The organism is Streptomyces sp. NPDC001492 (genome assembly GCF_053597275.1).
In genome coordinates this window covers 137,371-151,985 of sequence record NZ_JBSFHW010000007.1, presented here as the reverse complement: position 1 = coordinate 151,985, position 14,615 = coordinate 137,371, and the positions used below count along the sequence as shown (strand labels likewise).

Genomic DNA, 14,615 nt, shown 5'->3' with positions numbered 1-14,615 from the left:
CAGGGTCGGGCCGGGTATGAACCGTCGGGTCCCGACGTGGCCCCCGCAGCCCAAGGACGCTAGACGCTGTGCCCGTCACAGCACCCGTCCCGCCGCATCAGACGCCCCATCCCCAACCAGTCCTCCTCCGCCGCCTTCGCGTCCCCGGCGGTCGGCTCGAAGGCTGCGACCAACTCCTCAGTCGTATACGGCACTCCGCCCCTGAGTACCGAGACCGTACGCACCAGCGTGGCGAAGTCCGTGAAGGGGTCGCCGTCGATCACCGTAAGGTCGGCGAGCTTGCCCTCCTCCACCGTGCCGAGGTCGCCGTCCACGCCGAAGAGGCGGGCGGGCAGGGCGGTGGCGGTGCGCAGGGCCTGGGCCGGGGTGAGGCCGCCGCGGTGCAGGGCGCGCAGTCCGAGGTGGAGGGAGAGGCCGACCGGGACGAGCGGCTGGTCCGTGCCGAGGGCGACCAGGCCGCCGGCGGCGAGGATGCGCCGGTAGATGTCGGTCTCCGTGCGGAGGGTGGCGAGTTGGGCCGGGGTGGGCGGGGCGCCCGCCGACTGGCGGACGGCGGCCGTGTCCCACGGGGGCATCACCACCGTGACCCGCGGGTCGTCGGCGAGCGTGGGGTCCGCGCCGAGGAGGGGGGCGGAGGTGAAGGGGGTGGCGATCATGGAGAAGTGCACGGCCTGTGCGGTGTAGATCTCCACCACGTCCTCGTACGCACGACCCTTGGCCGTGATCGCGTGCCCGAACTCCGCGCGCTGCGTGGCTTGCAGATGGGTCGTCAGGTCCTGGCCGAGCTGTACGCCCGGCGAGAGCAGATGGCCTCCGGTGCGTACGCCGAGGCGTTCGTGGGCGAAGCGGGCCGCCTCCTCCATGACCCAACCGGGCGCCCTGACATACGTCTTGACGAAGTCCCAGTCCAGGTCGGCGCCCCGTTCCAGGGAGCGGCGCAGACCTTCCCGGGTGCGGTGGGCGCGGCCCATGCTGTAGGCGACGCGGGCCCCGTCGAGGAGTTCGCCGGTGGTCAGCAGCCGCGGCCCGGCGAGCTGTCCGGTGGCCACCGCCTCGCGGATGCGGGCCTGCTCGTAGGCGAAGCCGCCGAGGGAGACGGCCGTGGTGATGCCGTAGGTGAGCTGGCCGGCGGTCTGGCGGCCGCCGTAGGTGGTCTGCCAGGGGTGGGTGTGGGTGTCCCACAGGCCGGGGATCACGGTGCGGTCCGAGGCGTCGATACGGCGGAGGGCCGACCGGCGTGTTGAGCGGTGGGGCTCGACTGCCTTGATACGTCCGCCGCTTACGACGACGTCGATGTCATCGCGGGTCGTCTCGCCCGTGCCGTCCCAGAAGCGTCCGGCGTGCACCACCACATCGGCGGGTGTGGGCCTGGGGGCGTCGAGGGGGACGCGGACGGTGCGGGCGGGACCGCCGTCGACGGCGACGAGCCGCAGCCGGCCGCCGGAGAGGTACAGCAGCGTCGTCGAGTCGCCGGACCAGGACGGGTGGTCGGCCGGTTCGGCGGTGAGGGTGCGCAGGTCGCCGGCCGGGGTGCCGTCGGGGTCGACGGGCAGCAGACAGAGCGCCGACTCGACGATCACCGCCATCCAGCGGCCGTCGGGCGACCAGACGGGCCCGGAGTCGTACCGGTCGGAGATCGAGGTGTGGGGCGCGACGGCGTGCAGCCGGTCGGCGCCCGTGGTGGTGTCGACGATCCGGATGAGGTTGTAGCCCTCCCGGAAGCGGGAGTTGAGGCGGCCCCGGTCGCAGAGGGCGAGGTGGCGGCCGTCCGGCGACCAGCTGGGGCGGCCGGGCAGACCGCCGCCGCCGAGGGGCGCGGCGAGGACGCGTTCCTCGCCGGAGGCCAGGTCCCGGACGAGGAGCCGGCCGGTCAGGTCGAGGCAGGCGAGCCGCTGCCCGTCCGGCGAGAGCGCGGGGTGAACCCGGCCGCCGGTCGCGAGCGCGGTCTCCGCGCCGGTGGCGAGATCGTGACGGTACGCACCGAGGAGGCCGTCGCGGTCGTCGGCGTAGAGGAGCGAGCGGCCGTCGGGGGCCCAGGCGGGCGCGAGCAGATAACGGGTGCGGGACACGGTGTGCAGCCGCCGGGGCGGGCGGCCGCCCGAACTGCCCGTCAGCCACAGCGAGTTGAGGGCCGCGAACGCGATCTGCCGCCCGTCGGGTGACAGCGCGGGCAGATGGACACCGCGCACCGGCCGGGCCCGGCCCGGCTCCCCCAGGTCGTACTCCTTGGTCCGGTACCGCGGCCGCCGCACGGGGAGCACGCCCTCGAAGGGAATGGTCCGCGGCTGCTCGGGGCTTTCCGGTCGTACGAGGGTGAAGGCGCCGTCGAGTGTCAGCAGCAGCTCTCCCGCCGCCGTCCAGCGCGGGGGCACCGGACCGATGTCCCCGGTCACGGGGACGGGGTGACCGTCCACGACCAGGGTGCAGGAGCCGTTCGGGGCGGCCGTGGTGCGCAGATACGCCAGCCGGCCGTCGGGGGCCGGGGCCGGGGTCATCACCTGCGCGGCCTCGGTCTCGGTGTGGCGCACGACGACCGGTCCGGTGCCGTCGGCGGGGACGGCGGCGATCGTACGGGCCTCCAGGCCGGTGCCCAGCGGTGTGGCGACGGGCTTCGCGCGGACGAAGAGGATGCGGGTGCCGTCCGGTGACCAGGCGGGGTCGAAGTCCTCCCACGGGCCGTCCTGGAGGGGGCCGTCCTGGCCGGTCAGGCCGGTGACGCGGGTGATACGGCCGGTGCGCAGCTCAAGGACGTGGATGCGGTACGGACTGCCGGCGACGGGGTCGCCGCCGCGCTCGGAGGCGAAGGCGAGCCGGGTGCCGTCGGGCGACCAGGCCGGGCCACGGTCGTCCCAGGGGCCGTCGGTGCGGCGACGCAGATCGGATCCGTCGGGGCGCATGGTCCACAGATGGAAGCCGCCGCCCCGGTAGGCGCAGAAGGCGACGAGGGTGCCGTCCGGGGAGTGGGTGGGCCGGCCCGGTTCGAGGTCGGCCGGGGTCAGGGGCTTGGCCTTGCCGCCCGAGCGGGGCAGGGACCAGAGGGTGCCCTGCACCTCGGCGATCAGACGGTCACCGGCCGGGGCGAGGGTGGCCGAGCCGTTGGTGGCCCGGGTGAAGGACAGGGAGGGGGTGGCGGTGCGGGGTCGCACCGGCGGCGCGCTCGTGCCGATGAGCGGCAACGCACCTGTGGCGGCCAGGAGTTGGCGGCGGGTCGGACGGAAGGCGTGGGGGGTCCGGTCACGGTCCATGGCAGTACACACTGGTGCACCGGGCGCCTCGGGCTCAACGGTGTCACCGGCCATCACTCGTGTGAGTGCGCGTCACTAATGGGTACCTGTGTGACTTCTGTGACACCTGACCTTCGAGGCTATCTGCCGCGCAGGTCGCCCTGAAAGGGTTCGGGCGTACAACTCGGCCGCCGACCACGGCCGTTGGATCCCTCACCCCCCACGAGGCGTTGAACATGACGAGAGCCTCCTCGCGCGCAAGACGCGCGACCATACTCACCGCGACGGCCGGCCTCACGCTGGCCGTCGCTTTTGTGCCCGGCGCCGCGAACGCGGTCCCGGGTGGCCCGGCGGCCGACGGTCCGTCGCCCACACCGTCCGCCACGCAGCCCGTACCGTCGCAGCAGACGCTGGTGCGCCGCGACGCCCGGCTCGCGAAGGCCGAAAATCGGCCCGGCGTACGGCAGTTGCGCGAACAACTCGGGGTTCAGGGCGTGCTCGAGCTGGACCCGGCCACCGGCACGGCGCGGCAGGTGGCCAAGCTGGACGGGTATCTGACGCCCCGCAGCGACAAGGGCCCGCAGGACATCGTCCGGCAGTATCTGCGCGACCATCCCGATGTCTTCGGTCTCTCGGCGGGTCAGGTCCGCGAGCTGACCCTGCGCAAGGAGTACACCGACGTCGCCGGGGTCCGTCATCTGTCGTTCGTCCAGTCGGTCGACGGCGTCCCGGTGTTCGGCAACGGCGTCAAGGCGAACGTCTCCCGGGACGGGCGGCTGATCAGCGTGCTCGGCTCCCCGGTGCCGAAACTGCCCGCTCAGCTGGCCCCCGGCCGTCTTACCTCGACGCAGGCCAGGCACACCGCCGTTCGTGACATCGCCGGTGCCGGGGCCGACGGCGTCGGCAAGCAGGACACCGCCAAGCAGGTCGTCTACACGGGGCCGGGAGGCGCCGCCCGGCGCGCTTGGCAGACGGTCACCGTGCCGGACGGCCACGGCATGTGGCTGCACGTCGTCGACGCGGCGACCGGCCGGGTGCTGTACCGGCAGAACCTCTCCTCCGACCTGTCCGCGGCGACCGGGACGGCACCCTCCTCCGGGCAGCCCCTGCCCCCCTCGCCGGCCAGGCTGCTGCGGGGCGGCAAGGTCCTCGTCTGGGACCGGTACCCCGGCGCCCCCGCGGGCGGCAAGCAGCACACCCGCCATCTGACGGCCCGGGGCTGGCTGCCCGTCGGCGCCAAGACCCTCGACGGCCGTATCGCGCACGTCTTCAGCGATGTCGACGACAACAACAAGGTCGACGCGGGCGAGGAGATCACCCCGGCGGCCGACGGGACGTTCGCCTTCCCGTTCAAGCCCGTCACCGGTCCCGGCTGCGACGTACCGCTGCCCTGCTCCTGGGACCAGAAGACGCCGTACTCCTGGAAGACCAACCGTGAGCAGAACGCCGCGCAGGTCTACTACTACCTCGGCACCTACCACGACCACCTGGAGGCCGGACCGATCGGCTTCACCCGGGCCGCGGGCAACTTCGACGGCCGGGACGGCGACGCCGTGGACGCGCAGACCGACGACGGCGCGGCGGTCGACCGCGGGCTGCCCGACGAGAACCACCTGAACAACGCCAACATGGGGACGCCGCCCGACGGCCAGGCGCCCACGATGCAGATGTACCTGACCGGGTCCGGGCCCGGCTACACGGTGCTGCAGGGCAACTGGGGCGACGACGCGGCCACCGTCTACCACGAGTACACGCACGGTCTGTCCAACCGGCTCGTCGTCGGCGCCGACGGGGTCTCGGCCCTCACCGGCCAGCAGGGCGGGGCGATGGGCGAGGCGTGGAGCGACTGGTACGCGCTGGACTTCCTCAACGACCAGGGACTGCTGAAGGACAGCCGGCGCACCGACGGCGAGGTGGCCCTCGACCCGCCGCACTGGACCGATGAACTGCCCTCCCGCTCCCAGCCGTTGGACTGCCCGGTCGGCTCCACCTCCGCGAAGTGCCCCGGCACGTCGGCGGCGGGCAAGGGCGGGTACACCTACGGCGACTACGGCAAGATCTCGCGCCGCGGCGCCGAGGTGCACGCCGACGGCGAGATCTGGAGCGAGACGCTCTGGGACCTGCGCAACCGGCTCGGCAGCAGGCTCACCGAGTCGCTGCTGACCCGCGCGATGGAGCTGTCACCCGCGAACCCCACCTTCCTCGACCAGCGCAACGCCGTCCTGCAGGCCGACACCGTGGTCAACCGCGGCCGGGCCCACGACCGCATCTGGAAGGTGTTCGCGCACCGCGGCATGGGCTACTTCGCCGCCGCGCTCACCGCCGACGACACCAAGCCCGACGAGGACTTCTCGCTGCCGCCGGGCCCGCACACCCCGGTGACCACCCTCACCGGCAAGGTCACCGACGACGCGTCCGGAGCCCCCGTCGGCGGGGTCGGCGTCAGCATCAGCGGCCATGCCTCCGGCTTCCCCGGTGCCGACTTCTCCGCCGTGACCAGGGCGGACGGCACGTACACGATCCACAACGTCCCCAAGGGCACGTACCGGAAGGTGTACGCGAGCGGCAACGGCTACGAGCCGCAGATCCGCACGGTCTCCGTCGGCTCCGGGAGCAGCGCCGACTGGGCACTGCGCCGCGACTGGGCCGCCGCCTCCGGCGGCGCCACGGTCACGGAGTTCACCGGGCCCGACAACACCGACTTCGGCTGCGGACCGAACGGCCTGATCGACATGTCGGGCACCGTCTGGGGTTCGGACGCCAAGGGCGGCAGCAACGGCACCGGGGTCGACCCGGTGCACAACACGGTCAAGCTGCCCTCGGCCGTCGATGTCGCCGAGCTGCGCATCGACCCGACGGCGGGCTGCGGGGACGACAAGACGGCGTCCCTCGGCGACTACCGGGTCGAGACCTCGACGGATGGCACCACCTGGGTCACCGCCGCCGAGGGCCACTTCAAGCCCGCCGACACCGGCCGGGAGAACGCCGTGTCCCTCAAGGCCGGCACCGGGCAGAACGTGCGCTACGTCCGCCTGACCATGCTCGGCAACCAGGCCGCCGACAACGGCGCCAAGTGCGCGACGGACCCGAGCCCCTCGGGCTGCAGCTACATGGACGTGACCGAGCTCGTGGTCCACGGCTCCACACACCGGAGCTGACCGGACCGGCACGACAACCGAGGGCGGCGTACCGGGGACGGGACGCCGCCCTCGGGCGTCAGGGCCGCGTGCAGGATCGTTTTCTTGACGATCTCCTGACGCGTGCGGGCGCATCCGGCCAACTCCGTCCGGTGTCTACTTCCTTGTCTCAATCCTTACGGGGAATCCTTTCGAGGAATGGAGTGCCATGGAAGGCACTGTGGTCGCGGTCGTGCTGGTGGCCGTGGCGGTCCTGCTCGTGCTGCGCAGCGGTATGCGGGTGGTCAACCAGGTCGAGCGCGGGGTCGTGTTCCGGATGGGCAAGGCACTGCCGTCGTACCGGCAGCCGGGCGTGACGTTCCTGATCCCGTTCGTCGACCGGATGCGGAAGGTGAACACCCAGGTGGTCACCATGCCGGTGCCGACCCAGGAGGGCATCACCAAGGACAACGTCTCGGTGAAGGTCGACGCGGTCGTCTACTTCCGGGTGACGGATCCGCTCCAAGCCGCCATCGAGGTCCAGGACTACGTCTTCGCCGTCGGCCAGGTCGCCCAGTCCAGCTTGCGTTCCATCATCGGCAAGAGCGATCTGGACGACCTGCTGTCGGACCGTGAGCGGCTGCACGAGGGGCTCGCCCTGATGATCGACAGCCCGGCCGCGGGCTGGGGCGTCCACATCGACCGCGTGGAGATCAAGGACGTACAGCTGCCGGAGTCGCTGAAGCGGTCCATGTCCCGGCAGGCCGAGGCGGAGCGCGAGCGGCGCGCCCGCGTCATCACCGCGGACGGCGAGTTCCAGGCCGCCCAACAGCTCGCCAACGCCTCCCGCATCATGTCGGACACCCCGGAAGCGATGCAGCTGCGTCTCCTCCAGACGGTCGTGGAGGTCGCGGCCGAGAAGAACTCGACGCTGGTGATGCCGTTCCCGGTGGAGCTGCTCAGGTACTTCGACAAGGCGGCCCAGCACTTCGGGTCCGGGGCCGCTCCTACGGCTTCTACGGCACCGGTGCCGGCTCCGGCGCCCGCTGTCGAGCAGCAGCCGTAGCCAGCGTCAGCGTCACCGCGAGCGACGCGAGCGCCATCACGGCCATCGCCGTGGCGGGCGAGGTGAGCTGGGCCACCGAACCCGCGCGGCCCGCTGCCCGCCGCCCTGGACCGCGACGACCTGCCCGAGCGTGCCGCCGGCCTCTTCTGCCACGTCTGGACCGAGACCGTACGGCCGGACTGGGCAGCGGTACGCGATCGTCTACCCGTGCAGCGGCGCCCTCGCCGGCGACCGCCCGTCCGGCGTCCCCGCGAGCCTGGCCGCCCTGCTCGGCCCCGCCCGCGCCGGAGTCCTGGCCCTTCTCGCCTCCCCCATGAGCACCAGCCGGCTGACCGCCGTCACCGGCCAGGGCCTCGGCTCGGTCGGCCGGCATCTGAAGGTGCTGCTGGACGCGGGGCTGATCGAGCGGCGGCGCGCGGGCCGCTCGGTGCTGTACTCACGGACGGCGGCCGGTGGGGTTCTGGTGGAGGCCCAGAGCCGGGACGCCACGTACCGGAGTTAGCATCCGCTTATGACGACTGCAGACAGCAACGGCGCCGGTCCCCTCGACGTGGAGATCGGCGCTCTCAAGGGTGGCTCCGCCGACCTGTCCCAGTACACGGGCAAGGCGGTCCTCATCGTGAACGTGGCCTCCAAGTGCGGGCTGACCCCGCAGTACACCGGGCTCGAGCGCCTCCACGCGCGCTACGCCGAGCAGGGCTTCACCGTCCTCGGCGTGCCCTGCAACCAGTTCCTCGGGCAGGAGCCGGGCAGCGCCGAGGAGATCGCCGAGTTCTGCTCGGCGACGTACGGCGTGACCTTCCCGCTGACCGAGAAGGTCGAGGTGAACGGCGAGAACCGGCACCCCCTCTACGACCGTCTGACCGGCTTCGCCGACGCCGAGGGCCACAGCGGCGACATCCGCTGGAACTTCGAGAAGTTCCTGATCGGCCGGGACGGCAAGGTCGTGGCCCGCTTCTCGCCGCGGACCGAGCCGGAGGCGGCGGAGGTCGTGGCGGCGGTGGAGGGCGCCCTCGCGTAGCGGGCGTTGACCTTGCCCCTGGGGCAAGGACGAGCGTTCTCGGCACCGGGCGGAAAGGACCCGTCCGGTGACGGAGGATGCTCAGGTGAACGACGAACTGCTCACCATCGGCGCGTTCGCGACCCGGGCGCGCCTGTCGGCCAAGGCACTGCGGCTCTACGACCGCCTCGGCCTGCTCGCGCCCGCGCATGTCGACGAGCTCAACGGCTACCGCTACTACCGCGCCGACCAGGTGGAACGCGCCCGCCTTGTGGCGTTGCTGCGGCGGCTCGACATGCCGCTCGCCCGGATCGCCGAGGTGGTGGGGGCGGACGGCACCGAGGCCGCCGACCGGCTCGCCGCCTACTGGGCGGACGTCGAGACGCGCATGGCGGGGCAGCGGACGCTCGTCGAGTACCTCCGTGGACGACTGTCGGGGAGGAGCTCCGAGATGTACGGCAAGTTTGTGGTCGAGACGGTGGACGTGCCCGAGCAGGTGGTGATCACACAGTCCCGGCACACACTGCAGGACGAGTTGCCGGCGTGGATCGGGGCGTCGCTGGACCGCCTCGAGGAGGCGGCGGGCGCCAGCGGAGGTGTCGTGGGAGCGCCCTTCGTCGTCTACCACTCGGAGGTGTCCATGGAGAGCGACGGGCCGGCCGAGTCCTGCGTGCCGGTCGCGGACGAGGCGGCGGCCCGGGTGTGGGCCGAGCAGCACGGGCGGGCCTGGGAGACCCGGGTGCGCGTCGAGCCGGCGGCTCGGCTGGCGTACGCCCGGATCACCAAGGCGCAGGTGGCCGCTCCGCAGATCGGAGCCGCCTTCGAGGCCGTGGAACAGTGGATCGCGGCGCAGGGGCTGGAGCAGGCGGGGCCGTGCCGGGAGATCTACTTCGCCGACTGGGAGGCGGCGGGGCCGGAGGACGCGGTGTGTGATGTGGCGTTTCCGGTGAAGTAAGCGGTGTCGGGGCGGCGTGGGGTTTCCTCGCCCCCGCCGCCCCTTCCCTTCCCGTCCCTGGGGGCTGCGCCCCCAGACCCCCCTTCGGCCTGAACGGCCTCGTCCTCAAACGCCGGACGGGCTTATTTCAGCTCGTCCGGGCAGGGGGTGCCGCGTGGTAGCTGGTACGGCGCTCCCAAGCGGTACGTTCCCGCCTTCGGGGCCAGCAGGATCGTCCACTTGTCGCCCTTGTCGTCCTCCTGCGTCTGCATCAGACAGCCGTTGACGTTGTCGTACGACTTGGGCGTGCCGTCCGCGCGGTGCTTGGAGGCGTACGTCTCCTGCGGGGGCTCGACGCCCTTGCCCTTGGTGTCGACTAGGCCGAGCCACGGGGAGTAGGGGACGCGGATCAGGACGCGGCCGGGCTTCTTGACCTCGATGGTCAGCTCGCCCTGGGCCGCGCGGTCGACGGTGGCGGGCGGGTCGGCGAGCGGGGTGGGGTCGGTGACGCGGAACAGCTGCCAGGTGGCATCGCCCCAGATCTGCTTCAGATACGGCATGCCCCGCTGCACGAGCTCCCGCTCGCGCTCCCCGCCGTCGCCGTCCAGCTCGCCCTTGGGCAGGACCACGAAGTGGACGGCCCAGCGCTGCAGCCACTCGTGGTAGTTCGCCGAGTTGAGGGTGTCGTCGTAGAAGAGGGGGTTGCGCTCCATGTCGGCCTGGCGGTTCCAGCCGCGGGCCAGGTTGACGTAGGGGGCGAGGGCGGAGGCCTCGCGGTGGGAGCGGGCGGGGACGACCTCCACGCGGCCCTTCTCGGCACCGACGCCCTGGAGCTCGTTCACCAGGGGTGCCAGTTCGCGCGCCCAGGACGCGGCGGGCGAGGTGTGGATGATGTCGTCGACGGACTTGAAGCCGATCCAGACGACGAAGCCGGCGAAGGCGAGCACGGTGACGTACCACTTGCGCGAGCGCGGGACCGTGAACGGAAGCGCCGCGACCAGGGTCACGCCGGCGAACAGCATCGCCAGCCGGGTGATGTTGGAGCCGATCTGCGAGCTGACCAGCCAGACCGCGAGGACCGAGAGGCCGTACACCGCGGACGTCAGCCGGACCGTCGTCCACTCCTTCGGGACCAGCACGAAGGCGAGGGCGGCGTACAGGAACGGCAGGATCACCGACCAGATCGTCATCGGCTGGGTGCCGGAGAAGGGGAACAGCCAGGCCGACACGGCCACCACCGCGGCCGGGGTGAGCCCCAGCGCCCATGCGCCGGGACGGCGTTTCTGCAGGAACAGGGCGACGGCGACCAGCCCCACGAACAGGCCCGCGACCGGTGACGACATCGTCGCCAGCGCGGCCAGCGGTGCCGTGCACAGGGCCTTCGCCCACCGCTTGTAGCGCCACTTGTACGGCCAGCAGAAGACGGTGGCGACCGCGCCCAGCGCGAACATCGTGCCCAGGCCGAAGGTCACCCGGCCGGAGACCGCGTTGCACAGGAACGCGAAGAGTCCCGCCAGGGACGCCCACAGCGGGTTCTTCACGCTCCGGCTGCGGATGAGGATCATCGTCAGCAGACCGGCCGAGACCGTGCCCGCGATCATCATCGTCGTACGGACACCGAGCACCGACATCAGATACGGCGACACGACGCTGTACGACACCGGGTGCATACCGCCGTACCAGGCGAGGTTGTACGCCGAGTCCGGGTGCCGGCCGACGAACTCGGCCCATGCGTCCTGCGCCGCGAGATCGCCGCCACTGTTCGCGAAGGTGAAGAACCAGACGATGTGGAGTACGCCGGACAGGGCGGTGAGGGAGAGCACCGGGTGGCGCAGCAGCCGCTCACGCAGGGCGAGGAAGGCGGCCTGCGCGCGTGCGGTCCTGTCGCTCCGCGCCCGCTGGCCGGCCTGCGCCCGCTCGCCGGTCTGCGCGCGGTCGGTGTCACTTCCGTACATGCCGCGCATGTCCTCCGTGCGCGGAGCGGGCACGCGTATTCGCGGGCCGGTTCCCGGGCCCGGATCGGCGTCGTCGGCGCGTGTCGGCTCCGCAGTGGCCACCTGAAGGCACTCCCCGTGGTGTCCCGTCTTCTGTTCTGGGACGCGTCCCGTTCTCCGCTGGTTCGCGGCTGCGTCCCCGGGGATTTCCCGGTCGCGTCCCGTGAGCGGCGGCCTGCCCCGTTTCGTGACGCTAGCACGCACCCCGCCGGAGGGCTCCCTGGTGGGCCCGCCGACGGGGTGCGAGGGCGTCCGCGGCCGCTGTCAGCCGAGGCGCTTGAGCTTGGCCGTGAAGCCGGGTTCCGTGAGGTCCTTCTGCAGCGCCACCGGGACCTTGACCGCGCCGCTCGTGCCGTCGCCCACGGTGAGGGTGCCCACCGTGGTGCCGGCCTTCGCGGTGTGCGGTACGTCGTCGGCGTCGAAGGACAGCTTCACCTTCAGGCCCGCCCAGCCGACGGCGGCGACGTCCTTGGTGAGCACGATCGGGGTGTGGCCTCCGAGCTGGTCGTCCACGTACCCGACGACGTCGCCCTTCTTCAGTATCTTCGTCGAGGTCAGCGCGTCCTGGGCGGCGAGCATCGCCGTCCTGCTGGCGTGGTTGACGACGTCGATGATCGGCGCCGTCTGCTGGTCGAGGATCGCTCCGACCACGGTGACCGTCCCGCCGCCGACCTCCTTGGTGGCGGCGAAGAGGAGATTGCCGCCGGCCTTGGTGGTCGTGCCCGTCTTGATGCCGATGGCGCCGTCGAAGGGGACCAGGGTGTTGTAGTTCTTCCACTTCTTGCCGGACGGGTCGAACCAGTAGGGCAGCTTCGTGATGTCCATCAGCGCCGGGATCTTCACGAGCTCGTTGCCGAGCTTCACCTGGTCCTCGGCGGTGGAGACGGTGCTCTCCTTGAGGCCGGAGGCGTCGGTGTAGGTCGTGTTCTTCATGCCGAGTTGCTTGGCGGTGTCGTTCATCTTCTTGATGAACGTCGCCTCGGAGCCCATGTCCCAACGGGCCAGCAGACGGGCGATGTTGTTGGCCGACGGGATCATGATGGCCGACAGCGCCTGCTTCTCGGTGAGGACGTCGCCCTCCTTGACGGTGTTGAGGGTGGACTCGTGCTGCTTGTCGTAGCCGCCCTCCTTCTCCGCCAGCGCGTCGATCGTGATCTTCTTGCCCTCCTCGCCCCGCTTGAGCGGGTGGTCCTTGAGGACGATGTACGCGGTCATGGCCTTGGCCACGGAGCCGATCGGGACGGGGGTCTGCTTGCCGAAGCTCCCCATCGTGCCGATGCCGTTGACGTCCATCCAGCCCTGGCCTTCGTTCGGCCAGGGGAGGCCGGCCTTGTTGCCGTCGAAGGTGTACGACTCGTCGGCGGTGAGCGCGAGGGTGGGGGTGGGCAGCGGGCGCACGGACTGCACGATCGCAAAGATGATCGCGAGGAGCAGGACCAGCGGGGTCCAGATCTTGACCCTGCGGATGATCGTGCGGACCGGGGTCTGCGGCGGTGGCGGGGTGTTGGTCAGCTCGGCCAGCAGGTCCAGCGGCGGCTTCGGGGGCAGCGGCTGCTGGGCCGTGCGCTCGGGGCCGACCTGGGGGACGGGGGCGGTCGCGTCCGCGGGCCTGCGGGGTGTGCGGGGTTCGTCCAGGGGCTTGAGCGCTACGAACTTGCTGGTGCGCTCGGCTTCGGACGGCTCGGGGGTCTTGGCGCCGCCCAGTTTGAGCATGGTGGTGGGCTGGTCGACCTGGGGCCTGGTGGGGCGCTTGAAGATGGCGGTCGGCTGGTCGACGGGCTTGTCCTCGACCTCGGCTTCGCCTTCGGTCTCGGCGTTCCCACCCGCACCACCCGTACCACTTTCGTCGTCGACTGCGGGTGGCCCCTTCGGGGCGTCCTCGCCGTCGGCGACCGCGGGTCCACGGTCAGCAACGGATTCACCATCGGCTTCAGCTGCACCGCCGGTCCCGGATTCACCACCGGCATCGGCTGCACCGCCGGTCCCGGGTTCGCCGCGGGTCTCGGAGGCGCCAGGCGCGTCCGAGGCGTCGCCTGTCTTGGGTCCGGCGCCCGTCCCGGAGGTGCCACGCGTCTCGGAGGCACCGCCGGTCTCGGATTCGGCGCCTGCCTCGGGGGCGTCGCCCGTCCCAGAGGCACCGCCGGTCTCGGATTCGCCGCGCGCGTCCGAGGCATCGCCTGTCTTGGATTCGGCGCCTGCCTCGGAGGCGCCCCCCGTCTTGGGTTCGCCGCCCGTCGCGGATGCACCACCCGTCTCGGAGGCGCCGCGGGTCTCGGAGGCGCCACGCAGGTCCGAGGCGTCGCCCGTCTTGGGTTCGGCACCCGTCTTGGAGGCGCCGCCCGCCCCGGAGCCGTCTCCAGCCCCGGGCTCGTCGCCCGTTGCAGCGTCGGCGGCCGCTTGGGAATCACCGTCCGGTTCAGCGGCGGCGCCCGTTGCGGCACGGGCGTCCGCGGCGGAGGCGGTGTCCGCCTCGGGCTCGGGGGCAGCGTCCTCCGGTCCCTCCGCCGCCTCGGCGGAGTCGGCGGCAGCCTCCTCCTCGGCATCGCTGTCGGCGTCGGGGCCCGCCTGAGTCTCCGCGGCACCGTCCTCGTCGGCCTCAGCGGCGCTCTCCGCGTTCTCGGGCTCCTCGGAGCCCTGGGAGTCCTTGGAGTCCCCGGAGCGGACCCAGGCCGCCACAGCGGCCCGGAGCCGGGCGTCACCGCCCTCGTCGCCGGCGGGCGCAGCGGCGTCGGCCGCCGCATCCTCGTCCTCGGCCACAGCGCCGTCACCGACAGCCGCCGCACCCTCGTCCTCGGAGTCCTCGGCCTCGCCGTCCTTCGCCTCCGCAGCCCCAGGCTCCTCGACCGCGCTCTCCCCCGTCACGGTCGCCTCAGCCTCAGGCGTCTCAGCCTCAGACCGCCCGGCTTCGGTCTCCCCAGCCGCGCTCTCCCCGGCCTCAGACCGCTCGGCCGCGCTCTCCCCCGTCACGGTCCCCTCGGCCTCGGACCGCTCGGCCGGCGTCCCCTCGGACTCCGGCCGCTCGCCCGAAGTCCCCCCGGCCTCCTCGACCGCCGTCTTCAGATCCCGTACCGAGAAGACCCGCGTCGCCGTGTCCACGCCGCCGTGTGCTTCTGACGTGTCGGTCTCGCGGGCCACCGAGAGACGGGGATCGCGGGCCGGGCGATCCTGGGGGGCGGGCTCGGGAACCGGGCCCTTGGTCCCCGACGTCGGTTCTGCCGACGACTCGCGCTGCTTCGACCTGTCGGGGGACTCGCCCGCCACCGATGCCTCCTCCATGCCGC

Annotated in this window: 7 protein-coding genes and 1 pseudogene; 5 read left to right on the top strand and 3 right to left on the bottom strand. The window is 72.1% G+C overall.

What is annotated here, in order from left to right; translation table 11 throughout:
• Positions 1-59 precede the first annotated feature (59 nt).
• Positions 60-3,245, bottom strand: coding sequence for an amidohydrolase family protein (locus ACWC1K_RS11890; RefSeq protein WP_450830572.1), 3,186 nt, complete (start codon positions 3,243-3,245; stop codon positions 60-62).
• A 215-nt stretch (positions 3,246-3,460) separates the two neighbouring features.
• Here ACWC1K_RS11890 and ACWC1K_RS11885 point away from each other — a divergent pair, with 215 nt between their 5' ends.
• From ACWC1K_RS11885 to ACWC1K_RS11865, 5 genes and pseudogenes are all read left to right on the top strand, one after another.
• Positions 3,461-6,382, top strand: a complete 2,922-nt coding sequence (locus tag ACWC1K_RS11885) for a M36 family metallopeptidase (RefSeq protein ID WP_450830571.1) — start codon at positions 3,461-3,463, stop codon at positions 6,380-6,382.
• Between the two features lie 187 nt (positions 6,383-6,569).
• Entirely contained in the window at positions 6,570-7,406 is an 837-nt protein-coding gene (locus tag ACWC1K_RS11880) for a slipin family protein (RefSeq protein WP_450830569.1), read from the top strand.
• 87 nt (positions 7,407-7,493) lie between these two features.
• Positions 7,494-7,908, top strand: a pseudogene (locus ACWC1K_RS11875) (ArsR/SmtB family transcription factor); the annotation flags it as partial.
• 9 nt (positions 7,909-7,917) lie between these two features.
• Positions 7,918-8,427: a glutathione peroxidase gene (locus ACWC1K_RS11870; RefSeq protein WP_450830568.1), complete on the top strand. Its 510-nt coding sequence runs from the start codon at positions 7,918-7,920 to the stop codon at positions 8,425-8,427.
• 67 nt (positions 8,428-8,494) lie between these two features.
• A complete protein-coding gene (locus ACWC1K_RS11865) occupies positions 8,495-9,361 on the top strand; it encodes a MerR family transcriptional regulator (RefSeq protein WP_450830566.1) in 867 nt (288 codons plus the stop codon).
• A gap of 122 nt (positions 9,362-9,483) precedes the next feature.
• On the opposite strand, the gene ACWC1K_RS11860 is transcribed toward ACWC1K_RS11865, so the two are convergent.
• Together ACWC1K_RS11860 and ACWC1K_RS11855 are read right to left on the bottom strand one after the other, a co-directional pair.
• Positions 9,484-11,397: an MFS transporter gene (locus ACWC1K_RS11860; RefSeq protein ID WP_450830564.1), complete on the bottom strand. Its 1,914-nt coding sequence runs from the start codon at positions 11,395-11,397 to the stop codon at positions 9,484-9,486.
• Between the two features lie 201 nt (positions 11,398-11,598).
• Positions 11,599-14,595, bottom strand: coding sequence for a D-alanyl-D-alanine carboxypeptidase (locus ACWC1K_RS11855; protein WP_450830563.1), 2,997 nt, complete (start codon positions 14,593-14,595; stop codon positions 11,599-11,601).
• Positions 14,596-14,615: the final 20 nt, after the last annotated feature.

What these genes read in the sequence shown, in the direction of transcription:
- ACWC1K_RS11880 (WP_450830569.1), top strand. Translation starts at nt 6,570, where the DNA reads ATGGAAGGCACTGTGGTCGCGGTCGTGCTGGTGGCCGTGGCGGTCCTG.
- ACWC1K_RS11890 (WP_450830572.1), bottom strand. Translation starts at nt 3,245, where the DNA reads ATGGACCGTGACCGGACCCCCCACGCCTTCCGTCCGACCCGCCGCCAA.
- ACWC1K_RS11870 (WP_450830568.1), top strand. Translation starts at nt 7,918, where the DNA reads ATGACGACTGCAGACAGCAACGGCGCCGGTCCCCTCGACGTGGAGATC.
- ACWC1K_RS11885 (WP_450830571.1), top strand. Translation starts at nt 3,461, where the DNA reads ATGACGAGAGCCTCCTCGCGCGCAAGACGCGCGACCATACTCACCGCG.